The 25,395-nt window shown below is 60.6% G+C and carries 19 protein-coding genes; 13 read left to right on the top strand and 6 right to left on the bottom strand.

Annotated elements, in window-relative coordinates; genetic code table 11:
• Positions 1-7 precede the first annotated feature (7 nt).
• The 7 genes from FHX09_RS12035 (at position 8) to FHX09_RS12005 (ending at position 6,762) form a co-directional block, all read left to right on the top strand.
• Positions 8-679 (top strand): response regulator transcription factor, encoded by a 672-nt coding sequence (locus FHX09_RS12035; RefSeq protein ID WP_018860060.1) that lies wholly within the window; start codon positions 8-10, stop codon positions 677-679.
• A complete protein-coding gene (locus FHX09_RS12030; protein WP_132592049.1) occupies positions 669-2,072 on the top strand; it encodes a HAMP domain-containing sensor histidine kinase in 1,404 nt (467 codons plus the stop codon). Before FHX09_RS12035 ends, FHX09_RS12030 begins: the two co-directional genes overlap by 11 nt.
• A gap of 116 nt (positions 2,073-2,188) precedes the next feature.
• Entirely contained in the window at positions 2,189-2,614 is a 426-nt protein-coding gene (locus FHX09_RS12025) for a hypothetical protein (protein ID WP_132592047.1), read from the top strand.
• A gap of 128 nt (positions 2,615-2,742) precedes the next feature.
• A complete protein-coding gene (gene ccmI, locus FHX09_RS12020; protein ID WP_184450023.1) occupies positions 2,743-3,876 on the top strand; it encodes a c-type cytochrome biogenesis protein CcmI in 1,134 nt (377 codons plus the stop codon).
• Positions 3,873-4,325: a cytochrome c maturation protein CcmE gene (gene ccmE, locus FHX09_RS12015; RefSeq protein ID WP_007789169.1), complete on the top strand. Its 453-nt coding sequence runs from the start codon at positions 3,873-3,875 to the stop codon at positions 4,323-4,325. Before ccmI ends, ccmE begins: the two co-directional genes overlap by 4 nt.
• Positions 4,322-6,310 carry a heme lyase CcmF/NrfE family subunit gene (locus FHX09_RS12010; protein WP_132592045.1) on the top strand — a complete coding sequence of 663 codons (1,989 nt, stop codon included), beginning with the start codon at positions 4,322-4,324 and terminating at the stop codon, positions 6,308-6,310. Before ccmE ends, FHX09_RS12010 begins: the two co-directional genes overlap by 4 nt.
• The gene (locus tag FHX09_RS12005) at positions 6,307-6,762 is read left to right on the top strand and encodes a cytochrome c-type biogenesis protein (RefSeq protein ID WP_184450021.1); all 456 of its coding nucleotides are present in this window, start codon (positions 6,307-6,309) and stop codon (positions 6,760-6,762) included. Before FHX09_RS12010 ends, FHX09_RS12005 begins: the two co-directional genes overlap by 4 nt.
• 3 nt (positions 6,763-6,765) lie before the next feature.
• On the opposite strand, the gene FHX09_RS12000 is transcribed toward FHX09_RS12005, so the two are convergent.
• Entirely contained in the window at positions 6,766-7,944 is a 1,179-nt protein-coding gene (locus FHX09_RS12000) for an MFS transporter (RefSeq protein WP_132592041.1), read from the bottom strand.
• Positions 7,945-8,164: 220 nt separating this feature from the next.
• On the opposite strand from FHX09_RS12000, the gene FHX09_RS11995 reads away from it, so the two are divergent.
• The 4 genes from FHX09_RS11995 (at position 8,165) to FHX09_RS11980 (ending at position 15,054) form a co-directional block, all read left to right on the top strand.
• Positions 8,165-9,736, top strand: coding sequence for a Do family serine endopeptidase (locus FHX09_RS11995; protein WP_132592039.1), 1,572 nt, complete (start codon positions 8,165-8,167; stop codon positions 9,734-9,736).
• Between the two features lie 76 nt (positions 9,737-9,812).
• Positions 9,813-10,559, top strand: a complete 747-nt coding sequence (locus FHX09_RS11990; protein ID WP_007789174.1) for a response regulator transcription factor — start codon at positions 9,813-9,815, stop codon at positions 10,557-10,559.
• A complete protein-coding gene (locus FHX09_RS11985) occupies positions 10,556-11,959 on the top strand; it encodes a HAMP domain-containing sensor histidine kinase (protein ID WP_132592037.1) in 1,404 nt (467 codons plus the stop codon). The genes FHX09_RS11990 and FHX09_RS11985 overlap by 4 nt, the downstream gene beginning before the upstream one ends.
• A 137-nt stretch (positions 11,960-12,096) precedes the next feature.
• A complete protein-coding gene (locus tag FHX09_RS11980) occupies positions 12,097-15,054 on the top strand; it encodes a bifunctional [glutamine synthetase] adenylyltransferase/[glutamine synthetase]-adenylyl-L-tyrosine phosphorylase (protein ID WP_184450019.1) in 2,958 nt (985 codons plus the stop codon).
• On the opposite strand, the gene FHX09_RS11975 is transcribed toward FHX09_RS11980, so the two are convergent.
• Positions 15,051-17,369: a PAS domain-containing sensor histidine kinase gene (locus FHX09_RS11975; RefSeq protein WP_132592033.1), complete on the bottom strand. Its 2,319-nt coding sequence runs from the start codon at positions 17,367-17,369 to the stop codon at positions 15,051-15,053. The genes FHX09_RS11980 and FHX09_RS11975 overlap by 4 nt on opposite strands.
• Before the next feature lie 184 nt (positions 17,370-17,553).
• Positions 17,554-20,202: an aminopeptidase N gene (gene pepN, locus FHX09_RS11970; RefSeq protein ID WP_184450017.1), complete on the bottom strand. Its 2,649-nt coding sequence runs from the start codon at positions 20,200-20,202 to the stop codon at positions 17,554-17,556.
• A gap of 447 nt (positions 20,203-20,649) precedes the next feature.
• Between pepN and FHX09_RS11965 the strand changes: the two genes are divergently transcribed.
• Both FHX09_RS11965 and FHX09_RS11960 read left to right on the top strand, forming a co-directional pair.
• A complete protein-coding gene (locus FHX09_RS11965) occupies positions 20,650-21,579 on the top strand; it encodes a DMT family transporter (protein ID WP_132592029.1) in 930 nt (309 codons plus the stop codon).
• Between the two features lie 214 nt (positions 21,580-21,793).
• Positions 21,794-22,645 carry a hypothetical protein gene (locus FHX09_RS11960; RefSeq protein WP_132592180.1) on the top strand — a complete coding sequence of 284 codons (852 nt, stop codon included), beginning with the start codon at positions 21,794-21,796 and terminating at the stop codon, positions 22,643-22,645.
• Positions 22,646-22,742: 97 nt separating this feature from the next.
• On the opposite strand, the gene FHX09_RS11955 is transcribed toward FHX09_RS11960, so the two are convergent.
• From FHX09_RS11955 to FHX09_RS11945, 3 genes are all read right to left on the bottom strand, one after another.
• Entirely contained in the window at positions 22,743-22,934 is a 192-nt protein-coding gene (locus FHX09_RS11955) for a hypothetical protein (protein WP_113574817.1), read from the bottom strand.
• Positions 22,935-23,083: 149 nt separating this feature from the next.
• Positions 23,084-23,956: a uracil-DNA glycosylase family protein gene (locus FHX09_RS11950; RefSeq protein ID WP_184450016.1), complete on the bottom strand. Its 873-nt coding sequence runs from the start codon at positions 23,954-23,956 to the stop codon at positions 23,084-23,086.
• A gap of 59 nt (positions 23,957-24,015) precedes the next feature.
• Complete coding sequence (locus tag FHX09_RS11945) at positions 24,016-25,308, bottom strand: Hsp70 family protein (protein ID WP_007789191.1); 1,293 nt, start codon at positions 25,306-25,308, stop codon at positions 24,016-24,018.
• Positions 25,309-25,395 lie beyond the last annotated feature (87 nt).

Here is a 25,395-nt window from a genome sequence, read left to right as displayed (position 1 = left end):
CGGACCGATGCGCATTCTGGTAGTCGAAGACGATGTTAACCTGAACCGGCAGCTCAGCGATACCCTCAAGGAAGCTGGCTATGTCGTCGATCAGGCGTTTGACGGCGAGGAGGGGCACTTCCTCGGCGACACCGAGCCCTATGATGCGATCATCCTCGATATCGGCCTGCCGGAGCTGGACGGCGTGACGGTGCTTGAGAAGTGGCGCGGCGCAGGTCGCGGCATGCCGGTGCTGATCCTCACGGCTCGCGACCGATGGAGCGACAAGGTCGCCGGCATCGATGCCGGCGCCGACGACTATGTAACCAAACCTTTCCATGTCGAGGAAGTGCTGGCACGGATCCGCGCCTTGATCCGCCGAGCGGCGGGGCATTCTTCGTCCGAGATCATCTGCGGCCCGGTGCGCCTCGATACCAAGAGTTCGAAGGCCACGGTCAACGGCGTGGCGCTGAAGCTGACCTCGCATGAGTATCGGCTGCTTTCCTATCTCATGCATCACATGGGCGAAGTGGTTTCGCGCACCGAACTGGTCGAACATATGTACGATCAGGATTTCGACCGCGATTCCAACACGATCGAGGTTTTCGTCGGGCGCCTTCGCAAGAAGATGGGCGTTGACCTGATCGAAACGGTGCGCGGGCTCGGCTACCGCATCCAAGCGCCGAACAATGCGAATTAAATCGCTTACTGCACGCGTTCTGCTGCTGACCACGATCTGGTCGACCGTCGCGCTCGTGGTCATCGGCCTGCTGATCTCGACGCTGTATCGGAAGAGCGCTGAGCGCGGTTTTCAGGACCTGTTGCGTGCCCAGCTCTACAACGTCGTCAATTCAGTGACGATCGGCGATCAGGGGGCACTCAGCGGTAGCCCGCAGCTCGGCGACCTGCGCTTTGCACAGCCGAAGACGGGCTGGTATTGGCTCGTCGAGCCGCTCGGCACCTACACGGCTCCGCCGCTGGTGTCGCCGTCGCTTGGCTCGATCTCGATCCCTGTTCCCTCGGTTCTCGAAGCGCCCTTCGACAAGAATTACGAGCGTTACTACCAGGTAACCGATGCCTCGGGGAACCGTATCCACGTTGCCGAGACCGAAGTCGTTCTGGATACCGATGGCCGTGCTGCGCGCTTCCGCGTTACCGGCAACGTCGATGTTGTCGAAGACGACGTCCGCAATTTTTCCCACAGCCTCTATCTGGCGCTGGCCGGCTTCGGTGTCGGCAGTCTAATCGTCAACGCACTGGCCATTCTCTATGGCCTCAAGCCGCTCGATAAGGCGCGCGCCGCGCTTGAACGCATTCGCGCCGGCGAGAGCGAGCAGTTGAAGGGCGCGTTCCCGCGCGAAATTCTGCCGCTCGCCAACGAGGTCAACGCCCTGATCGACAGCAATCGCCGCATCGTGGAGCGGGCACGCATGCAGGTCGGCAATCTCGCCCACTCCCTGAAGACGCCGATTGCCGTGCTGCTCAACGAGGCGCGTGTCCTGGAACGCTCTCACGGTGATCTCGTGCGCAGCCAGGCAGAGGCGATGCAGGGTCAGGTGCAGTCGTATCTGAATCGCGCCCGGATTGCCGCACAACGCGAATCCGTGCTCGCCCGCACCGATGCCGAGCCGGCGCTGGAACGGCTGGTGCGCGTGATGCGGCGCTTGAACGTCGACAAGGAGTTCGAACTTACGGTGACGCCGCCCCATCTCGCGGTTGCCATGGAGCAGCAGGACCTCGAAGAGGTCGTCGGCAACCTTCTCGAGAATGCCGCTCGTTTCGCGGCGACCAAGGTACGCCTGTCCGTTACGGAGGCGCCCGAAGATATCAAGGGTGCCGAGGGCAGTGGGCGTCGCCACTGGGTCGAGCTTGTTGTCGAGGACGACGGGCCGGGACTTGAGCCGGATCAGATCCGCGAAGCGCTGAAGCGCGGCAAGCGGCTGGATGAAAGCAAACCAGGCACCGGGCTTGGGCTGTCCATCGTGACCGAGATTTCCAACGAGTATCAGGGTCGGCTGGAATTGTCCCGCGGGGAGTGGCGGGGTTTAAAGGCTCGGCTTATTTTGCCGGGCATCACAAAGGATGTTGCGTGAGCAATTGCTTGATGTCACATAGACCTAGGCGATTGTATAGCATGCTTTGCCTTATTGCCGACACGGCTTGGTGCGCGTGTGGCTCGTTGATTGACACCTGATTCTGGTTCGGCTGAATGATGCTACGTCTGCAAGGCATGATTGTTTCCTCGCTCCTCGTCGCCATGACGCTTTCCGGGTGCCAATCGACGAAGAGCGGTGGCTCCGGCGGTCTTTTCTCGCGGAAGCCTCCGCCTTCGGCTACCTATATTGGAGCGTTGCAGGGCGGCATCATCGGTCGCAGCGGCTTGGAACTCAGCGATAGCGACCGCCAGCGCGCCCTCGAAGCCGAGTATCGTGCCTTGGAAGGTGCCGGCGTCGGGCAGCCGGTTGTCTGGAGCGGACGTAACGTCAGCGGCAAGGTTGTCGCGGCTGCGCCCTATCAGGTCGGCTCGCAGAACTGCCGTCAGTATACACACAGCGTGACCATCGATGGCAAGGAGACGGTGGCGCGCGGCTCCGCGTGCCGAAACGACAATGGTAGTTGGTCGCCGCTGGGTTAGCCGGTTTCGCTGCATCGAGGAGACGATAGGATGAGCCGCTCACGGCATATTGCGGCCAAACGCCTCAAATAATCGTCATTGCGGCTTTGCTTGTTGGAATAGATGTTCGCTTCGAGTATTTGGCGCCTATGCTTTTCTGGATTCTTGTGGCCGCTCTGACGGCCGCCGTCGCTGCCATTCTGCTTTATCCGCTTTTGCGTGGCGCCAAAGCGGTCGATGACATGCGTGCCGGGGAGGCAGCCGTCTATCGCGATCAGCTGCGCGAACTCGATCGCGACCGCGCCGGCGGACTGATCTCAGCCGATGAAGCGGATTACGCGCGGGCCGAAATCGGCAGACGCCTGATCACAGTCTCGGCCGCGCCGGTCACCGATCGCAAGCTTTCTAAGCATCACCGTCTCTCCGAAGCCTTCGTGCTGCTGATGTTGCCGATCGTGGGGCTCTGTCTTTACAGTCTGGTGGGGCGACCGGATTTGCCGTCGCAGCCGCTGGAAGCCCGACTTGAAAACCCCGGCAACGACATGGCGATCCTGGTCGCCAAGGCCGAGCGGCACCTGGCGCAGAATCCCGATGACGGCAAGGGCTGGGACGTGCTGGCGCCGATCTACTTCAACACCATGCGCGTTGCCGATGCCGAGAATGCCTACCGGAATGCGATCCGCATGCTCGGGCCAAGCCCGGCGCGGCTGGACGGGCTTGCCGAGACGCTGATGGCGACCTCGAACGGCGTCGTCACCGAGGATGCGCGCAAGGTGCTGGAGCAGTCGCTTCAGCTGCAGCCCGATAATCCGAAGGCAAGCTTCTATATTGCGCTCGGCATGGAGCAGGCAGGCCGGTCTGCAGAGGCTAAGGTGGCCTTTGAGGCCCTTGCCAAGCAATCACCCGCCGACGCGCCATGGATGCCGCTTGTTGCCGAGCATATTGCAAAGAATGGCGGCGCATTGCCGAGCGGCGCTGCGAACGCGCCGGGCAATCCGACGCAGGCGGACGTTGCTGCCGCCGAGAACATGAAAGCTGGCGACCAGCAACAAATGATTCAGGGCATGGTGGAAAGCCTCGATGCCAAGCTCACCGAAGACCCGAACAATCTTGAAGGCTGGTTGCGGCTTGTCCGCTCTTATGTCGTATTGAAGGACAAGGATCGTGCGGTTGGAGCTCTGAAGCGCGGACTGGCAGCGTTTCCGGCGAGCAGCGAGCAAGGCAAGCAACTGCTGGCGCTGGCACGAGAGCTCGACATCGCGACAGAAGGAATGACGGAATGACGCGCAAGCAGAAGCGCTTGGCAATCATCGGCGGCGGCATGAGTTTCATCATTGCCGCCGTGCTGCTCGTCATGTTCGCCTTCAGCCAGTCGGTGGCCTATTTCTATATGCCGGCGGATATCGCAAAGAATCCGGTGCCGCCCGGAACCCGGATCCGGCTCGGCGGTCTTGTCGGCGAGGGGAGCATCGTGCGTGGCGCGGGATCGACGGTGCAGTTTGCCGTGACCGACGCGACGGGCGACCTTGTGAGGGTACGATATACCGGCATTCTCCCCGATCTCTTTCGCGAGGGGCAAGGGGTCGTGACCGAGGGCCGTTTCGAAACCGGCAGCGACGTCTTTACCGCCGACACCGTGCTGGCCAAGCATGATGAAAAGTACATGCCGAAGGAAGTCGCCGACAAGCTGAAGGCGCAAGGGCTCTGGAAGGAAGGGGAGGCGGCGCAATGATCATCGAGATCGGCCACTACGCTCTCATTCTTGCGCTTGCGACGGCGCTTGTGATCTCCGTTGTTCCGGTAATCGGTGCAAGACGCCTCGACCGTGCGATGATGGACGTCGCGTCCGTCGGCTCCCTGGCGATGTTTGCACTGGTGGCCTTCTCGTTCGCCGTCCTGACCTACGCTCACGTCGTCTCCGACTTTTCGGTGGCGAACGTCTGGGAGAACTCGCACTCGCTGGTGCCGCTGCTTTTCAAGTTTTCCGGCGTGTGGGGCAATCACGAAGGTTCGATGATGCTCTGGCTGCTGATCCTGGCGCTGTTCAGCGCTCTGGTGGCAGCCTTCGGACGCAATTTGCCTGACACGTTGCGGGCAAACGTGCTTGCCGCGCAGGCCTGGATTTCGGTCGCCTTCATTTTGTTCATCCTTCTGACCTCTAACCCCTTCATGCGCCTGGATCCGGCTCCGGCAGAGGGGAAGGACCTCAACCCTGTCCTGCAGGATGTCGGACTCGCGATCCACCCGCCGTTGCTCTATCTCGGCTACGTCGGCTTTTCCGTCTGCTTCTCCTTCGCCGTGGCGGCCCTTCTCGAAGGGCGCATCGATGCCGCCTGGGCGCGCTGGGTGCGGCCGTGGACGCTGGCTGCCTGGACATTTCTGACGCTCGGTATCGCCATGGGTTCTTATTGGGCATACTACGAGCTTGGATGGGGCGGCTGGTGGTTTTGGGATCCGGTCGAGAATGCATCGTTCATGCCGTGGCTTGCCGGAACGGCATTGCTGCATTCGGCACTCGTCATGGAAAAGCGCGAGGCGCTGAAAATCTGGACGGTTCTGCTTGCCATCCTGACGTTCTCGCTATCGCTGACGGGCACCTTCCTTGTACGATCGGGCGTTTTGACCTCGGTGCATGCTTTTGCCAGCGATCCCACGCGCGGCGTTTTCATCTTGTGCATCTTGCTGATTTTCATTGGCGGAGCACTGTCGCTCTTCGCGTTCCGCGCGCCGCGGCTTTCGGTAGGCGGCTTGTTCGCCCCGATTTCGCGCGAAGGGGCGCTCGTCCTCAACAACCTCATTCTCACGGTGGCTTGCGGAACGGTGCTGACCGGCACGCTCTATCCGCTGCTATTGGAGACGCTGACGGGCGACAAGATCTCGGTCGGGCCCCCCTTCTTCAACATGACCTTCGGACTGTTGATGGCGCCGCTCTTGGTCATCGTGCCCTTCGGTCCTCTGCTTGCATGGAAGCGCGGTGACTTGCTTGCTGTTTTCCAGCGGCTCTATCTTCTCGCGATCCTGGCCTTTGTCGCGGCAGTCGCGTTCTTTTACGTCGAGCATGGGGGGCCGGTGCTTGCCGTGCTCGGGCTGGCTGCCGCTCTTTTCCTGATTTTCGGCGCGATTGCCGATCTTTGGTATCGCGCGGGAGTGGGCAAGGTTGCAGCTTCAGTCGCCTGGAGGCGCCTTGCCGGTCTGCCGCGCTCGGCTTTCGGCACGGCGCTCGCGCATGCCGGGCTTGGCGTGGCCGTCCTCGGCATCGTTGTGGTGACCACTTTTGAAACCGAGCATGTGGTCGAAATGAAACCCGGCCAGACCGTAGAGGCCGGAGGCTATTCCGTGCGCTTTGACGGCATAAGGCCGGCAAACGGGCCGAATTACAGTGAGGAGCGCGGCCACTTCAGCATCGGTCGCGGTGGCGTGGAAGTCGCGGATGTGTGGTCGTCCAAGCGGATCTACACGGCGCGCCAGATGCCGACGACGGAGGCCGGCATTCTGACCTTCGGCCTTAGCCAGCTCTATGTGTCACTGGGGGATGCGACGAACGACGGCGGCATGGTGGTGCGCATCTGGTGGAAGCCTTTCATCCTCTGCATTTGGGGTGGTGCAGTGATCATGGCGATCGGAGGGTTCGTCTCGCTGAGCGACCGGCGCCTGCGTGTCGGCGCTCCGAGCCGGAGGGCAAAGCCGGCGCGTCCAGCGATGGAGCCGGCGGAATGATCCGGCGCTTCGTCCTCGCACTGGCAGTGGTTCTTTCGTCCGTGCCGGCCTTTGCGGTCAACCCGGAGGAGGTTCTTGCCGATCCGAAGCTGGAGGCACGGGCCCGGGCGATTTCCGCGGAACTGCGCTGCATGGTCTGCCAGAACCAGTCCATCGACGATTCCAATGCCGAGCTCGCGAAGGACCTGCGCTTGCTGGTGCGCGAGCGGCTGACCGATGGCGACACCGACGAGCAGGTCATGAACTACATCGTCTCGCGATACGGCGAATTCGTGCTCTTGAAGCCGCGTTTCGAAATGAAGACAATTCTGCTATGGGGCGCGCCGCTTCTGCTGGTTGTTGCAGGCGGCCTGTCGCTGATCGTCTTCGCGCGCAAAAGCGCTGGCCGGCCGACGGGCTCTAAGCTGACCGCCGAAGAACAGGCCCGCTTGAGTGAACTGCTCGATGAGTGATCTTTACGACTGTCTGCGGAGGCGGCCACGCACCGCAGACGCGACGAGCACCGCGGTACACGTCAGCACGACGCAGCCGGCCGCAATCGGTCCTGCCGACGGCGAGTAGACGTCCATTACCGCGCCCACCGAGGATGAGCCCACAGCACTGCCGACGGCGTAGGCAAGGGCGAAGGCTGCACTTCCCGCGACAAGCGTGTCTCCCGCGTAGCGTTCGCCGAGAATTGTCAGGGCGCAGGTGTAGAGCGAAAAACTCGCTGCTCCCATAATGCCGAACATCACCAGAATCGCTGCCTGCGACTGAAGAAACGGGATTGCGATGAAACTCAGTCCCGCCAGCAGGCCAGAGCAGATGGCGACGCCGAAGCGCGAGGTCTTGTCGAGAAGCCAGCCGACCACCGGTTGGGCAAGCGCGGTTGGCAACGCGAGCACCGTAACGCTGACGGCGGCGAACGCCTCGGAATAGCCGAGCCGGACGAAATAGACCGGCATGGCTGAGATGGCGGCAATGTCGGCGAATGCAAATGCGACCACCATGCAGATCAGGATCGGCGCGCTTTTGACAAACTTGAAAAGGGCGCCCGATGCGGCCTGTTCGGGAAGCGTCCGTGCTCGCCTGGTGAGGATAATCGTCAGAAAGGCGACGCAGGCGACGTAGACGGCAAGCAGAGCGAAGGCAAAGCCTTGCTCCGTGCCGAAGATCGGAATGACCAGCGGACCCGCGGCAAAGCCGCCGCACATGCCGGCCCCATAGAGACCGGAGACGCGCCCGCGCAGGCGGTCAGGGCAGGCCGTGTTGAGCCAGGCCTCGCTCAACATGAAAATCAAACTGACGAAGAAGCCGAGAAAAAACCGGGCGATGCACCAGACCCAGAAGATGTCGAAGGTCGCGAAGGTGGAGAGGCTGACGGCACAGCCGATCAGACCCGCAACGATCAGCCGATCGCCACGCACCTTTCGCGACAGCCACGTCACCGCGAACGTCGCCACAGCCAGACCTGCCGCAAAGCAACCGGCGTTGAAGCCGATGAGGCTCGGCGAAACATTGCGATGCTCGAGGACGAGAGAAATCAGCGGATAGGTCAGCCCCTGTGCAACCGCGAAGGCGGTGACACCGAAGATAACGGCAGCGAGCGCAGCAGTATCTGGCGCAAAATCCTCTCCCGTGACCACATGGGCCATGGTTTCGTCCTCCTCCGGTTGCAGGGAGGAGGCTTATCGACTCCCGACGCTTTCGTCGAGAGAGATTGCCGCACGGGATCGAAATGCGGTCGTATTGCACATTACGAATTTTTCATCGCACGGACAGTTCGCAGTAAGGTGTGCCGTCCTATATCTTCCTTCATCAACCGATCCGGTCATCCTGATCCTGTAGATGTTGAAGTCAAAGAAGGTGCCACTCATGTTCAAGAATATCAAAGCTCCGTCGCTCAATACCGCGCTGAAGGCTTCGACCGTCGCCGGTCTTGCCGCTGCGGTGCTTGCGACCGGTATTCCCCTCGAAATCACCCGTTCCTATGCCGAAGCCGTAAAGGTTCAGGCTCCGTCCGTTCCGAGCTTCGCGAACGTCGTCGACGCCGTCTCGCCGGCAGTTGTTTCGGTGCGTGTCGAAAACCGCGTCAAACCGGTGTCCGATGATGAGGCGAACGGCTTCACGTTCGACTTCAATGGTCGCGGCTTCGACGATCTTCCGGATGCCCTGAAGCCCTTCTTCCGCCAGTTCGGTGAGCAGGGTCCGCAGGGCCAGCAGGGCCGCCGCGGTCCTCAGGGGCATCATGGCCCGCAGGATGGCAAGGGCCGTCTGCGTCCGGTTGCCCAGGGCTCCGGCTTCTTCATTTCTGAGGATGGCTACATCGTCACCAACAACCACGTCGTTTCCGATGGCGCAGCATTCGTTGCAGTGATGAACGATGGCACCGAACTCGACGCCAGGTTGATCGGCAAGGATCCGCGTACCGACCTCGCCGTTCTGAAGGTTGATGGCAAGGGCCGCAAGTTCACTTACGTCAACTGGGCAGATGACAACAATGTTCGCGTCGGCGACTGGGTTGTCGCGGTCGGCAACCCGTTTGGTCTCGGCGGTACGGTAACAGCCGGTATCGTCTCGGCCCGTGGCCGCGACATCGGTTCTGGTCCCTATGATGATTACTTGCAGGTCGACGCTGCGGTGAACCGCGGTAACTCCGGTGGCCCGACCTTCAATCTCAATGGCGAAGTCGTCGGCATCAACACCGCGATCTTCTCTCCGTCCGGTGGCAGTGTAGGTATTGCGTTTGCCATCCCGGCGTCTACGGCCAAGGACGTCGTTGCCGACCTCATGAAGGACGGGCAGGTGTCCCGCGGCTACCTGGGCGTTCAGATCCAGCCCGTGACCAAGGACATTGCCGACTCGCTCGGCCTTTCCGAGGCAAGCGGCGCCCTTGTAGTCTCCGCTCAGGCGGGCACTCCGGGTGAGAAGGCAGGCATGAAGGCTGGCGATGTCGTCACCGCCGTCAACGGCGAGACGGTCAAGGATGCCCGCGATCTGAGCCGCCGTATCGGCGCCATGACACCCGGCAAGAAGGTCGAGCTTTCTGTCTGGCGCTCCGGCAAGGCTCAGTCCCTGACGGTCGAACTCGGAACGCTGCCGGCCGAACAGAAGGATGCTTCCGCTGACGACGGCGATCAGGCACCGGAAAGCCAGGCTCCTGCTTCGGAAAAGGCACTCGCTGATCTCGGCTTGACGGTTGGTCCTTCTGACGATGGCAAGGGCCTGCAGATCACCGGTATCGATCCGGACTCCGACGCTGCCGACAAGGGCATCAAAGAAGGCGAGAAGATCACCTCGGTCAATAATCAGGAAGTCTCGAGCGCCGACGATGTCGTCAAGGTCCTGAACCAGGCGAAGAAGGATGGCCGCACCCGGGCACTCTTCCAGATCCAGTCGAAGGACGGCAGCCGCTTCGTCGCCCTTCCGATCAACGACCAGGGTTAATCCTCCGACCCTGACAGAGTGGGAGCCGCGCCTTCTGGGCGCGGCTTCCTTTCGCCAATATCGTAGGGTGATTGCAATGACCTCTGTGCGACAGGAAGAAGCTTTGAGCCTTGCCGAAACGCAACCGGCGGGTAATGTCGGCCGCATGAAGATTCTCATCATCGAAGACGATCTGGAAGCAGCGGTCTACCTTACCAAGGCGTTTCGTGAGGCCGGCATTGTGGCCGACCATGCAAGCGACGGCGAAAGCGGGCTCTTCATGGGCTCGGAAAACACCTACGACGTGATCGTCATCGATCGCATGCTGCCGCGCCGCGACGGTCTGTCCGTTATCAGCGAATTGCGCCGCAAGGGAATTCACACGCCTGTTCTCATTCTCTCCGCTCTCGGTCAGGTGGACGATCGTGTTACCGGTCTCAGGGCAGGTGGCGACGACTATCTGCCGAAACCCTATGCATTCAGTGAGCTTCTCGCCCGTGTCGAGGTGCTCGGTCGCCGTAAAGGCACGCCGGACCAGGACGTTGTTTATCGTGTCGGCGACTTGGAACTCGACCGGCTCGCGCATGAGGTCCGTCGCGGCGGCAAGGAGATACCGCTGCAGCCGCGCGAATTCCGTCTCCTTGAATATCTGATGAAGAACGCCGGCCAGGTCGTCACTCGCACGATGCTTCTCGAGAATGTCTGGGACTACCATTTCGATCCACAGACCAACGTTATCGACGTGCATGTTTCGCGGTTGCGGTCCAAGATCGAGAAGGACTTCAGCCAGCCGCTTCTCAAGACCATTCGCGGCGCGGGGTATATGATCAAGGACGAGGGATGAACCGTTTCTGGTTTCTCTTCAAGTCCACGGCAGTCCGCCTTTCGGCACTTTACATCCTGCTCTTTGCCATCTGCGCCGCGACGCTGGTCTTCTATGTGACGGCAATGTCCGAGCGGCTTCTGACCAACCAGATCCGCGAAGCCGTGCAGCAGGAAGTGGATCAGGTCCAGCGAGCGTACGATACCGGCGGCATGAATCTTCTTCTGCGCACGATGGAACGCCGCGCGCGCCAGCCGGGCGCCAATCTCTATATTATTGCGGGTCCTTCAGGCGATATTCTCGCCGGGAACGTCGCGTCCGTGCAGCCCGGTGTGCTCGATGAAGAGGGGTGGACTTCCTTGCCCTTCATGTATCAGCGCTATGCGGATAGCGGCCTCAGCCGCCGGCATATGGCGGTCGCTAACATTTTCGTGCTGGACAACGGGTTGCGCCTGCTGATCGGCCGCGACCTGGGCGAGCCCGAGGCATTTCGCGGGCTGGTCCGGCAGGCGCTGATGATCGCTCTCGCGATCATGGGTCTCGGGGCCATCGTCATCTGGTTCGGGATCGGTCGGAACGCCCTGAAGCGCATTGACCGCATGTCCGATGCCAGCAAGAAGATCATGGCAGGTGATCTCTCGCAGCGTCTTCCGGTTGGGGGCTCTGGCGACGAGTTCGATCGCCTCTCTGTCTCGCTCAATACGATGCTCGGACGGATAGAGAAGCTGAACGAGGGTTTGCGGCAGGTCTCCGACAATATTGCGCATGACCTGAAGACGCCGCTGACGCGGCTGCGCAACAAGGCCGCCGACGCCCTGGATACCACTGACGGCTTGATGCGGCGCACCGCCCTCGAAGGAATCATCTCCGAGTCCGATCAGTTGATCCGCACGTTCAACGCCCTACTAATGATTTCGCGTGTTGAGGCGGGCTCTGTCGCCGCTGAAATGTCGCCTGTCGATCTCTCGGCCATCGTAGCGGACAGTGCCGAACTCTATGAGCCCGTCGCCGACGAAGCAGGCTTGGCGCTTACGTCGTCGATCGAGCCTGGTATCGAAGTGCAGGGCAATCGCGAGCTGATCGGCCAAGCGATTTTCAATCTCATCGACAATGCTATCAAGTATTCCTCGGATGCGGAGGGCCACGGCGATATTGCGCTGACACTGCTCCGCCGCGCTGATGGCATTTGCCTCTCCATTGCTGACCGTGGGCTCGGTATCCCAGCCGAGCAGCGAGCAGATGTGCTGAAGCGCTTCGTGCGGCTGGATGAAAGCCGCTCCAAACCCGGCACCGGCCTTGGCCTCTCATTGGTCGAGGCGGTCATGGAATTACACGGTGGTAAGCTCGAACTGTCCGATACGGATCCGCAAAGCCAGGAAAAGCGAGGTCTTACCGTCAGCATGATCTTTCCAGTGAAGTAGCGTTGCAGGAGCGCGGCGGCGGCGGATCGAATTCGGTGTTGGCCATCGCCGCCGCAGACCCTACCTTAGATCGCAATTGCCGGAAGTTGCTATGATTCTCCCCGGCGGTTCTCGGTTCTATTCGCCAGGGAGGGTGCATGCTGACGAGTTCGAGGCATAGCCTTGCTGAAGTAGCCGACGGGTTGCTGAAGCCGCTGAACAAGAGCGAGCTGAAACTTGCACAGGCAGATCTCCAGAAGATCGGCAAGAGCGAGCCTGCAGTGGCCGAGATGCTGACGGCGGAAAGCAACCTTCGCGACTTCATCACGGCTGCGCTGACCTTGTCTCCCTACCTGCGTGAGATTGCGAACATCGATACGGCGATCCTCGCGGATGCGATCTCGGAGCCGCTGGAGCCTCGGATTGAGGCGCTGATTGCGGAGGCAAGGGCCTGCTGGAGGCCCCAAGGAAACGGCGAGCCGCCCAGCGAGGCCGAAGTCATGAGCCTCCTGCGCATCGTCAAGCGCAAGGTCGCCTTCCTTGTCGCTCTGGCCGATCTGGCGCGGGTATTCGATGGCCGTGCGACGACTGCCTGGCTCACCCGGCTTGCGGAAGCGTCTGTTGCTGCGGCTATCGATCACCTCCTTCTGGCCGCTCATGACGGCCGCAAGATCGCGCTGAAGGACGTCGCCGCTCCAAGCGAGGGGTCTGGCTTGATCATTCTCGGGATGGGCAAGCTCGGGGCTTCCGAGCTCAACTACTCATCCGATATCGATCTGGTCGTCTTCTTCGATGAACAGGCGGGAATCGTCGCGGATCCCGACGACGCGATCGATATCTTCCCGCGGCTGATGCGACGGCTTGTGCGGATCATGCAGGAGCGGACGGCGGATGGATACGTCTTCCGCACCGACTTGCGGCTGCGGCCCGATCCGGGATCAACGCCGCTTGCCATCCCCGTCGACGCGGCCATGATCTACTATGAGGGTAGGGGGCAAAACTGGGAGCGCGCCGCCTTCATCAAGGCGCGTGCTGTCGCTGGCGATTTTGAGGCTGGCGAGCAGTTCCTGCGCGGGCTCGTTCCGTTTGTGTTTCGCAAGTATCTGGACTACGCGGCCATCGCCGATATCCATTCCATCAAGCGGCAGATCCATGCCCACAAGGGACATGGCGCGATCGCGGTCAAGGGACACAATGTAAAGCTCGGCCGCGGCGGCATCCGCGAGATCGAGTTCTTCGCGCAGACACAGCAATTGATCGCCGGCGGCCGGATGCCGTCTCTTCGTTGCCGTGGCACCGAAGAGACGTTGGCGGAGCTGACAAGGGCGAAATGGATCGACGAGGAAACGCGGGACGAGTTGACCGAGGCATATTGGTTCCTTCGCGACGTCGAACATCGAATTCAGATGGCGCACGACGAGCAAACGCATCTTCTGCCCGAGACCGAAACCGATCTGAAGCGCACCGCCTTCATGATGGGGTTCGACGATACGGCGAGCTTTGCCGCGCGCCTGGTCGAGGTCTTCAAAACCGTCGAGCGGCGCTACGCGCGCCTTTTCGAACAGGAGACCAAGCTTTCGACGGAAACAGGCAATCTGGTTTTTACCGGGCAGGCCGATGACCCCGATACGTTGAACACCTTGCGCAAGCTGGGCTTCGAACGGCCCTCCGATATCTCACGCGTTATCCGTACCTGGCACTACGGTCGCTACAAGGCGACGCAGTCGGTCGAGGCGCGCGAGCGCTTGACCGAACTGACACCGGAACTGTTGCGCGTGTTCGGGGAGAGCAAACGCGCCGATGAGGCGATCCTGCGTTTCGACAGCTTTCTGTCAGGCCTGCCCGCCGGCATTCAGCTGTTTTCGCTCCTCGGCAGCAACCCGGCGCTTCTATCGCTCATAGTCAACATCATGTCCTCGGCTCCCAAGCTGGCGGAGGTCATCGCGGCCAAACCGCATGTCTTCGACGGCATGCTCGATCCCGGGCTGATGGCCGAATTGCCGACGCGCGCCTATCTCGCCGAGCGCATCCGCAGCTTTCTCGCGCCGGCACGATACTATGAGGAGGTGCTGGATCGACTGCGCATCTTCGCAGACGAACAGCGCTTCCTCATCGGCATCCGGTTGCTGACCGGCGCGATCCGGGGGGCCATGGCCGGCCGCGCCTTCACGCATTTGGCCGATCTCGTCCTCGAAGCGGCGCTCGATGCCGTGATGAAGGAGATCAGGACGGCACATGGCGATTTTCCGGGTGGCCGGGTGGCTGTCGTCGGCATGGGCAAGCTCGGGAGCTTCGAACTCACCGCCGGCTCCGATATCGATATCATCTTGCTCTACGACTACGACGATGAAGCGGCGGAATCCTCAGGTCCCAAGCCACTCGACGCGACGCGCTACTTCACCCGCGTCACGCAGCGGCTGATCTCGGCGCTCTCGGCGCCGACGGCGGAGGGCGTACTTTATGAGGTCGACATGCGCCTTAGGCCGTCCGGAAACAAAGGGCCGGTCGCTACCCGCATCAAGTCCTTCGAAAAATATCAGCGTGAAGAGGCCTGGACTTGGGAACACATGGCGCTGACGCGTGCCCGCCTCGTGTGCGGTGACAGAGTGCTGATCAGTGAGGCCGAGCGGATCATCGCCGACGTGCTCCTTTCGAAGACCGATGTAGAGAAGATCGCCAAGGACGTGTCCGAGATGCGCGCCTTGATCGAGCAGGAAAAGCCGCCCACCAGCATATGGGACCTGAAGCTTATTCCGGGCGGACTGATCGACATCGAATTCATCGCGCAGTATCTGCGGCTCGTTGCCTCGACGAAAGGCATCGTCGTTGAGGGGGATGACTTCAACACGGCGGGGCAGGTGAAGCTTCTCGGGGTGGAGCTGATGGACCGCGACGACATGGAGCTTTGCCTGGCGGCGCTGTCGCTCTATACGGATATTTCGCAGCTGATCCGCCTGTGCATCGACGGCCTGTTCGATCCCAAGGAGGCTCCGGCGGGCCTCACGGATCTCGTTTCCCGTGCGGGCGACTGCCCGGATATCAAGACGCTCGAAGGAGAGATCAAACATCTTTCGAAAGCCGTCAGGAAGATTTTTCAGACGGTAGTGAAAGCCTAGTGACCGTTGTTCGGGATGTGCAGTGAAATGACCGTGCCGATCGCCTCGCGCGAGCGGATTTTCATTTTGCCCCCGTGAAGGGTCGTCAAAGAACGCGAGATGGCGAGGCCGAGCCCAGAACCCCCCTTGCTTTTCGCGTACTGGTTTTGGACCTGCTCGAAGGGCTGGCCGATCTTGCCGAGCGCCGCGCGAGGGATGCCGATGCCGGTGTCTGCAATCGTCAGCATGACGCCGCTGTTGGTGCGACGCGTGCGAACGGCGATGCGGCCGCCTTCGTTGGTAAACTTCACGGCGTTGGAAAGCAGGTTGAGCAGGATCTGCTTCATTGCGCGGCGATCGGCAGTCAGCCGCATCCCATCGCAAATGCGCTGTTCTACGAAGATATTCTTCTGTGCTGCCGGGATCGCAATGAAGCGAAGGCTTTCTTCGATGAGCGGCGCAAGATCGATTGCCTCGCACTCGAGCTTCATGTGGCCGGCTTCGATCTTCGACATGTCGAGAATGTCGCTGATGACGTTCAGAAGATGTTTGCCGCTGTCGTGGATGTCGCGCGCGTATTCATTGTACTTCGATGAGCCGAGCGGGCCGAACATCTGATCCTGCAGGATTTCCGAAAAGCCGAGGATTGCGTTGAGTGGCGTCCGAAGCTCGTGGGACATATTTGCCAGGAACTCGCTCTTTGCCCGATTGGCGCCCTCCGCGCGCTCCTTCTCAACCAGATAGTTGGAGTTCGCAACGGAGAGCGCGGCCTTCTGGCTTTCCAGAGTCTGGCGGGAAGCGGAGAGGTCACCGATGGTCGCCATGAGCCGGCGTTCGGAGTCACGCAGACGCTCCTGGTTGCGTTTCAGCAAGGTGATATCAGTGCCAACCGACACCATGCCGCCGTCGCGCGTACGGCGCTCATTGATCTGCAGCCAGCGCTCGTCGGCAAGCTGGACTTCCGTCGTGCGGGAGTATCCGGAGCCGTCGGCGTCAGCGATCCGGCGTTCGATGACGGGGCGAGCCGCCGCGGCGTTGACGACTGTGCGCTCGGTCCCTGGAACCAGAACGCTATCCGGAAGTCCATATGCCTGCTGGAAGTGCGCGTTGCACATGACGAGACGGTCGTTCTTGTCCCAGAGCACGAAAGCTTCCGATGTGCATTCGATGGCGTCTGCCAGTCGCTGGTCGGCCTCGGCGTAGCGTTGGGCTAGGCGATGCTGCTCGGTCACGTCCATCGCAATGCCGATCATGTGAACGCGGCCGGAATTGGTGCGGATCACCTGGGCGCGGGCTCGCATCCAGACATAGTGACCGCCGGCATGCCGCATGCGGAAGATCTGATCGACCTGGCCGGCATCGCCGCGGGCAATCGACCGGGCGATTTCGTAAACACCGCCGTCATCCGGATGCATCAGGCGGGCCGCATCGCTGAAGCACATCATCCGGTCTGAACCGGGAAGGCCAAGCATCTCGTACATCGAGCGCGACCAGTAAAATTCGCGCCTGTCGAAATCGAAATCCCAAAGCCCGCAGCGGCCGCGCGACAGCGCCGTTTCGACGCGGAGGTTCGACTCCACAAAGATATCGTCAGCATCGCGGGCGCGCTTCACCTGCATGTAGTAGGCGTAGAGGATGACGAGCAGGATCGAGGAGATGCCTGCGAAGAGTGTCACGTTTAGCGTGACTTCGTCCCGCCAGAGCTTGCCGATCCGCTCCAGCGATGTCGCGGCGACGACATACCCGCCGGAGCCGCCGATCAGGGTAATCTCGGCGTAGTACGGACGGTCGCTGATCGTCGTCTCGATGACGCCAGCGCGATCGCCGAAACGGCGGATTGCCGAGATCTCCGCGAAGAAATCACCGACGCTGGCGCCAAGATAGGCTGAGCCGGCCGCCGTGGCTGCAAACACCTTGCCGTTCGGCTGCACCAGCAGCACGAAGGCGTCGTCGTCCAGGCGGTCCTGCGGCAGGAAGCGCGCCAGCCGAGCCTGCGCCTGCACGGCGTCGGCGGCCTCGAATATCTGGTCGGCATCGGCGAAGGCCGCAGCAGCGGTCGCGGCGGCGAGCGCGGTGGCGTGACGGGCCGCAGCCTCGGTTCGACTGTACTCGGAGACCATTCCGAAAAAATGCGACGCAGCCACAACCGCAAGGAAGGCCACGATCAGGATTGGAATAATTCGCTTCAGGACGATTTCGACCTGGGACAGGTTGCGCGAGGACGACAAGGAAACGCTTGAGCGATTGGCTGAAAAGCTATCACGCCAGGCCAGGAGGCCGTCGAAATCGACACGCAGCCGCCCGTCGGCTGCGGTTGCCCGCCGCACGTTCATCATCTCTTCAGCCTTGATCCCTCGTGTGATTCGCAGCGCCGCTCGCCCGAACCTAACTCAATGAATCACTGGTGATTCGCCTTGTCCAGAGGAAAAGGTAAGAATCTGTTAACTGATTCTAGATGCTGATTTTTCTTCGGCGGTCGGAATGTCGCTGCGAGTTTCGCGGCGACATTCGACGGCAAAATCACCCTTTGAGAGTGCGTTCGACAATGTCGCGGACGTCGGTCGAAAGCTCGGCAGCCCGTTCGATTTCCAACAGGGCGGCGCGGGCGTGGTCCTGCCGAACCGGCTCAAGGGAACGCCAGGAACGCATTGACGTCAGGATGCGGGCAGATAACTGAGGGTTGCGCTGATCGATCTCGAGAATCTCGCGAGCGAGGAAGCGGTAGCCTTCTCCATCGGCGCGGCCGAAGCCCGTCGGATTGGCGAAAGCGAAGGTACCGACAAGCGAACGAACGCGATTGGGGTTGGTCCTCTTGAACAGAGGGTTCTCCATCAGCTTCAACACCCGATCGAGCGTGCCGGCGCCAGGTATGGTTGCCTGCACCGAGAACCATTTGTCGACGACCAGTGCGTTTTCAGCGAAGCGATCCCGGAAGATCGACAACGCTTCCGCAGCTTCTGCACTGTCCGGGAAGCGGTGCGCAAGAATGGTCAGGGCATGCAGCAGGTCGGTCATGTTGTTGGCAGCATCGAAGGCAGCCTTGGCGCGTGCCGGCGAATTCTCGGCGTAGGAGAGGTAGGTCAGGGCAGCGTTGCGCAAGGCACGGCGACCGGCACTCGTTGCGTCCGGGCTGAAGGCGCCCGGTGTCGTCACCGAGTCATAGAGTGCAAGGAAAGTGTTCCGTCCGGCGTCGGCGACTTGCTTCATCACCGCCTGGCGTCCGTCATGGATTGCGTCCGGATCGATATTGCCCCCGAGTTCGCGGGCAATATCGGCTTCGCTTGGCAGGGCCAGGGCCTGGGCGCGGAAGGCGGGCTCAAGGCTCTCGTCAGCCGCAGCGACTACAAGGGTGTCGACGAATGTTGCTTCAGAACCGACGGTCTTTCCTTCACGGGCATCGCGCGCTGCGTTCAGAAGGTTCGGAAGTGCAAGGTCCGTCAGGGCCTGCCATCGCGCGAAATGGTCAGTCTCATGGCGGGCAAGTAGCGCCAAGTCGGCGGGCGACTGGTCGAAATGGAGATTGATCGGCGCCGAGAAGCTGCGATTGATCGAGACCACGGGCCGCGTCTGGACGCCGTGGAACACGACCGTTTGGGTGCGCGCAGTCAGATGCAGCACGCTGCCGGCATATTCGGCACCTTCGACTGAGGTCGGAGCTATGCCCACGCCGTCTTCAGCGAAGAGCTGCAAACTCAGCGGGATGTGCATCGGCTTCTTCTCTGACTGGCCGGGCGTCGCCGGGACAATCTGCTCGAGCGAGAGGCTGAAGGTCTTTCCGGCAGCGTCATAGGATCCCGAAGCGGTAACAAGCGGCGTGCCGGCCTGATGGTACCAGAGCGAGAACTGTGCGAGGTCGCGCCCGCTTGCGCCCTCGAAGCATTTGACGAAGTCCTCGATCGTGACGGCCTGGCCGTCGTGGTGATCGAAGTAGAGGTCCATGCCTTTCTTGAACGTGTCCTTACCGAGCAGTGTTGCGATCATTCGCGTGACTTCGCTGCCCTTCTCATAGACGGTCGTTGTGTAGAAGTTGTTGATTTCGCGGTATTTCGTGGGCCGAACCGGATGGGCAAGCGGACCCGCATCCTCCGGGAACTGCTCGGATTTTAGGTGGCGGACCTCAGCGATGCGCTTGACCGAGCGCGAGCGCTGGTCGGCGGAGAACTCGTGATCGCGATAGACGGTCAGTCCTTCCTTCAGGCACAGCTGGAACCAGTCGCGGCAGGTGATGCGGTTGCCGGTCCAGTTGTGGAAATATTCGTGCGCGATGATCGCTTCGATGTTGGCGTAGTCGCTATCGGTAGCAGTTTCCGGATCGGCAAGGACGTACTTGTCGTTGAAGACGTTGAGGCCCTTGTTCTCCATGGCGCCCATGTTGAAGTCGGAGACTGCGACGATCATGAAGATGTCGAGATCGTACTCGCGTTCGAAGACGTCCTCGTCCCACTTCATCGAGCGCTTCAGCGCGTCCATCGCATAGGCGGCGCGCGGTTCCTTGCCATGCTCGACATAGATCTTCAGCGCGACCTCGCGACCGGACATCGTCGTGAACGTATCTTCGATGACACCAAGATCGCCGGCGACTAACGCGAAGAGATAGCTTGGCTTCGGATGCGGATCGAACCAGGCGGCAAAGTGCTTGCCTTCGCCATAGCCAGCGCCGCCGAGGAAGTTGCCGTTCGACAGCAGCAGCGGATTGGCAGCCTTGTCGGCAATGATGTTGACCGTGTAGGGCGCCAGGACGTCGGGGCGATCCGGGAAATAGGTGATGCGGCGGAAGCCTTCGGCTTCACACTGCGTGCAGTAGATACCGCCGGTTCGGTAGAGGCCCATCAGCTTCGTATTGGCTTCGGGGTTGATGATCGTTGTGATCGTCAGTTCGAACGGCTCGGATGCCGGCAGATCGCGGACTGTCAGGCTTTCAGGCGTTACCGTGTACTGGTTCGCCGGCATTTCCATCTGGTCGAACAGCAGGCCGGACAGTGTTAACTCATCACCATCGAGCACCAGCGGGGCCTTGGGATCGACGCCTTCGCGGCGATGAAAGATCAGTCGTGCCTCGACCTTGGTTTCAGTCGGATCGAGTTCGAAGGTAAGGTCCACGCGTTCCAGAACGAATTCGGTGGGCTGGTAGTCTGCCAGATTGATGACCTGGCCGGTATCTGTACGCATGATGCTCCCTGAAGACCTTGAGCGGATGGCTGCTTCGTCTGCGGAGTGGGCACTCCGCCACAAATTTTGAGGGCATGATTACATTAAAGTCTGAACTAAAGTTAAAGCGAAATCGAGGCAGCGGAAGATTTGGAGACTCTGGGAACGGCTATATCTGGGCGGATCTGGGAATGGGATTTGAGGTTGATGGCTGCTTTGATCGCCTCGTCGCCTTGAGTTCGCTGAACGACGACTATGCTTCGTATTGCCGGCGCTGAGATCTCGGGGTTTGTACCAATTTTCCTCGGTTGCTACGCGTATCGAGAGTGGCGGTCATCTGGTCTGCTCGGCGGCTCTGTAAACTTTCCGATTTTCTATCTGTTCATTCGGCACAACGACTGTCACAGTCACGCTGCGTCGAGTCTGGCGCGTTCTCCTGCTTCAAACAGCAATACAAGAGTTCAAGACATGCGGTCGGCCACGGGAAACCCGATGAGGGGCATTGCGTTCAAGGTCGGCTCGGTTGTTGTCTTCCTTGTAATGCAGACCTTCATCAAGCTTGCCGGCAGCGACATCCAGCCGGGGCAGGTGACTTTCTGCCGTTCCTTCTTTGCGCTGTTTCCGATCATGGCTTACCTAGCCTATCGCAGGCAGTTGCGATCGGCATTCTATACTGCCAATCCGATCGGACACCTGAAGCGGGGGACGCTCGGCATCATATCGATGGGACTAGGCTTCTACGGGCTGCTGCACCTGCCGCTGCCAGAGGCGATTGCGCTCGGCTACGCGATGCCGCTTGTCGCCGTGATTTTTGCGGCGCTGTTCCTCGGTGAAACCGTACGAATCTACCGCTGGAGCGCGGTACTTTTCGGAATGGTGGGCGTGGCCATCATATCCTGGCCGAAGCTCACGCTTTTTCGCGAGGGCGGCATCCATGCCGAGCAGGCGATCGGTGCGATTACGGTGCTGCTGGCTTCCGTGCTCGGCGGTATGGCGATGATTCAGGTGCGGCGATTGGTTGAGGAAGAGAAGACGGCGACAATCGTTCTCTATTTTTCGATCATTGCCACAGTGTTCTCGCTCGTGACGGTTCCGTTCGGTTGGCAGGTCCTTGATCTGAAACCGCAATTGCTTCTCGTTGCTGCCGGCTTCTGTGGGGGCGTGGCGCAAATCCTGCTTACGGAGAGCTATCGGCACGCGGATGTCTCGACGGTTGCTCCGTTCGAGTACACATCGATCGTCATCGGAAGCGTCATCGCCTATTTTGTGTTTGGCGATGTCCCAGGCGGCAGCACGCTGATGGGAACTGCGATTGTCGTCGCAGCCGGGATATTCATCATCTACCGCGAACACCAACTTGATCTGGAGCGGCGCGCCGCCCGGCAAGCTGGATCGTGAAAGCCGCTTCCATTTTTCTTTGTGATCGTTTCGCTGAAGTTCTCTCGTTATGCGGGAGAAATTCAAACGAAATAGTGAACGTATCCGAACGTTTGTTGCGGCTTATGAACTTGACGAAGCTTCATTTATTCGCGAATGCGCATGTTATTGGGTTGATCGGACGTCGTGGTGCCTCGGGAGTGCCGACGCCGGGTATGCGCGCGTCGGGAGAAAAATGCCTTTTAGTGCCGAAGACTTGGTTGCGAACCCGAAGTTCATCCTAGCCATCCGCTTCCACGCGGGGCGCATGCGCGGCATGTTCGATGCTGGCCCACGACTGGCACGATTGCTTGCTTCCCAGCAGCGCTGGCTGCTGACGCAGACCGCTTACGCCCTTGCCATGGAGCGCGATCCTGCTGATCCGGCGTCAGGTTTCACAGCTGCCCGACTGACGGGCGAGATCACGTCCCGCAAGGTGGCTAGCCGCAACACGGTGCTGAGCTTCATCGAGGAACTCTTCACCTACCGCTTCATAGCCTACGAGCCAGGGGCGGAGCGGCGTCGTCCGCGCCACTTCGAGCCGGCAGAGATCAGTCATCAGGCGATATTGGGATGGCTCGTCTCGAACCTAGGAGCCCTTGATTTGGTGGACGGTGGAAATCGGGCCGCCCATGTTGAGGCCCATCCGGAATTGGTTCGGATCCTTCAGCCGCGTATCGCACGCAATTGCCTTCAAGATCCGCTGTGGCGGGAGCCCGCGGAGGATGTGGCGCTTTTCCTGTGGACCGACGCTGGGGGTCTGATCGTCGATCACCTGGTATCCCGAATGGATCTGGTAGGAAATGACCCCGAGCGCGTTGTGGTCGGTCATGTCGACAGTCGCGCCCTTGCGGCGGATTTCATGATTTCGCGCACGCACTTGCAGCGGCTTTTTGCCAAAGCAGCGCAGCAAGGATCTATTGGCTGGGAAACGACCGAAAGGAAACCTCTACTCTGGATGTCGCGCTCGTTCGTCGAACAGTACAGTCAGTGGCAAGCGATCAAGTTCGCGTACGTGGATGAGGCGTTCCACTGGGGAACGAGATAGTCGCGACAAAGCGCCGCCTACTAAGCGGCCAGATCCGCGAGAATGCGCTTGGCGATAAGGCCACGCAATGGGAGGCCAGCAATTACCAGCCTCGACCTCAGTATTGCTGAAAATCCGCAAAGATCGTGGCGGGACGTGCGATGCGTCCGCTGGCGCCGGTACCGCGAGCAACCATCTGCTCGTTCGTGGCGAAGCCGATGCGGCTGTAGCTTTGCGTTGTGCGACCCTGCTCATTGGCAAGGCGAAGGGTTTCAAACCCGCAGTGGATAGGACGAAAACTTGCAGTCATTGCCTTGGTTCCTGTTGATTCCTCCCAAGACACACCACAATATTGCACTGCAACATGAGGTTTTCAATGCGTTAGAATAAGAGGCAGATATGCGTAAATCGCATAGATGTTTTCATAAAGCGTTTATAATTGCCTATTTTGAGAGCAGATTAGAGTGCTGCCAGTTTGGCCTGAAAAGCCAAAAGATCGTTCCAGGCCAGGCGCTTGTTGACGGGTGCCGTCAATAGATCTTGCGGATGCAATGTCGCGATCGCAGGAACGACGCGGTTCCCGACCGCGATCTCCCGCCATTGCCCGCGCAAACCGTGAATCGTGTCATTTTCGCCGAAAAAAACCCGGGCAGCGAAATTGCCGAGCACGAGAATTGCCTTCGGCTCGGCAAGCGCGATCTGCCGCTCGATGAAGGGCCGGCAGATATCCATCTCGGCGGTCGACGCAATGCGATTGCCGGGGGGGCGCCAGGGAATGACCTGCGTCAGCAGTATCGCATCGCGCTGCAGACCGATTGCGGCGAGCATCTTGTCGAGCAGTTGCCCAGGTCGCCCGGCAAAGGGTTGGCCTTCGCGATCATCGTCGGCCCCTGGCGCCGAACCGATGACCATGATTCCGCTTGTCGCATCTCCGCTGGCGAAGATCGTCGAACGTGCGCTGTGCTTGAGATTGCATCCGTTGAATGCCTCGATCGCCGTTTTCAACTCCTGCAGCGAGCGGGCGCTCTCAGCCGTGACGCGTGCCTGTTGCACGGCCTCGCCATCCGGGATTGAAGGTTGCGGTCGCTGGGCGGCACGCTCGGGGGCAGGCGCATTTCTCTGTGTCGCCTGAGCCGCCGGGCGTGGCGAAGCTTCCCGAGCTTCAGTGGCCTGCGGGCAAGAGGCCGCATTCCGTCGCGCCGCCTTCATCGCCTCGAACTCCGCGAAGCGGTCGACAGCTTCCTCCTCGAGCAGCCATTCCACCCCCGCTTCGGCATGGAAATGCAGAAGCGCGGCGAGTTCGCCCGGAGAGAGTTCGTTGACGGAGATCATGACGGCCACCTTAGCGAAGCCGAGACGTCAATGAAAGAGCGCTCTGGCCACGAGCCGACCTATTGCACCGTCCATTGCGTGATGTCCTCGCGTTCGCCAATCAATGCCAGGCCGTGCGCGATGGAAAGCAGCTCTCCCCCGGTCTCGATGCGGTCCGTATCGAAACGCTCTGTGAAGATGCGGCGCACAGCCGGGACAAACGACGTGCCCCCGGTGAGGAACACCTTATCGATCATATCAGATGTCGTGTTCGTCTTCTCCAGCACGTCGTCGAGGGCGCCTTCGATCCGCGCGAGGTCATCTGCAATCCAGCTCTCGAAGTCGGCCCGGCGGATTGTACGGTGACCGCCACGGCCGAGAGGGGCGAAGTCGAAGGCTGCCTCGTCCGCAGCCGAGAGTGCCATCTTCGTGGCCGACACGGCCTGATAGAGCGGATAACCCTCGTCGTGATCGACCAGATCGATGAAGGTCTCAAGCTTCTCAGGTTCGAGCGCGGTGCGTACGAGCTTTTTGAGATCCTCGAATTCGCGCGACGTCTTGAAGATGGAGAGCTGGTTCCAGCGGCCGAAGCTTGAATAGTAGTTCGTGGGAACTTCAAGGATCTTGTCGAAGCTCTTGAAATGACTCCCCTTGCCGATCTGCGGGGCAACGATGTTGTCGATCATGCGATAGTCGAAGTGGTCACCAGCGATCCCGACGCCCGAATGACCGATGGGGGTCGCCGTCAGTTTTCCGCCGACCGTTTCGAACCGGATGAGCGAATAGTCGGTCGTACCACCACCGAAGTCGGCAACGAGCACAGTGGCGTCCGACTTCAGATTCTGCGCGAAGTAGAATGCAGCCGCCACCGGTTCGTAAACGTAGTGAACTTCTGGAAAGCCGAAGCGGGAAAGCGCCTCGTTGTAGCGCTCCGTCGCCAGCGCAGGGTCAGGGTTCGCGCCGGCAAAATGCACGGGGCGGCCCGTAACGATGCGCTTGACGTCGGACGGCCAATTGTCACCGGCGTAGTTGCGCAGGCGCCTTATGAAGACCTCCATCAGATCCTCGAAACTGTGACGCTTCGCGTAGATGAGGGTGCCCTGGAAAAGAGCGCTTGCCGCAAAGGTCTTGATCGACTGCAGGAACCGGCAGTCACCGGGATTATCGATAAATTGCCGGATCGCGGCATGGCCCGCCTCAACCTTCAAGGCTGACGCGCCGAGTTGCGGATCCTTCATGAAGGACAGGGCAGTGCGCATGCTGTCGGCACTGCCGGCGGCGCTTGTAAAGGCCATTGAGTGCGTCGTCTGCCCGTCTGCCGTGGCCAAAACCGTGTTCGTTGTGCCGAAGTCGAATCCCAGCGCTTGAGCCATGCTCGCACCTCATCCTGCCGATTATGTTTTGAGATCGGGAGGCCAGCCTCCGCGAAGGCGCGGAAACGGCGCGCCCGAATTCAAGGA

Source organism: Rhizobium sp. BK538 (assembly GCF_014197575.1).
Taxonomy (GTDB): Bacteria; Pseudomonadota; Alphaproteobacteria; order Rhizobiales; family Rhizobiaceae; genus Rhizobium.
Note: the sequence above shows the minus strand (reverse complement) of the source record. Positions and strands in the feature narration are given on the sequence as shown.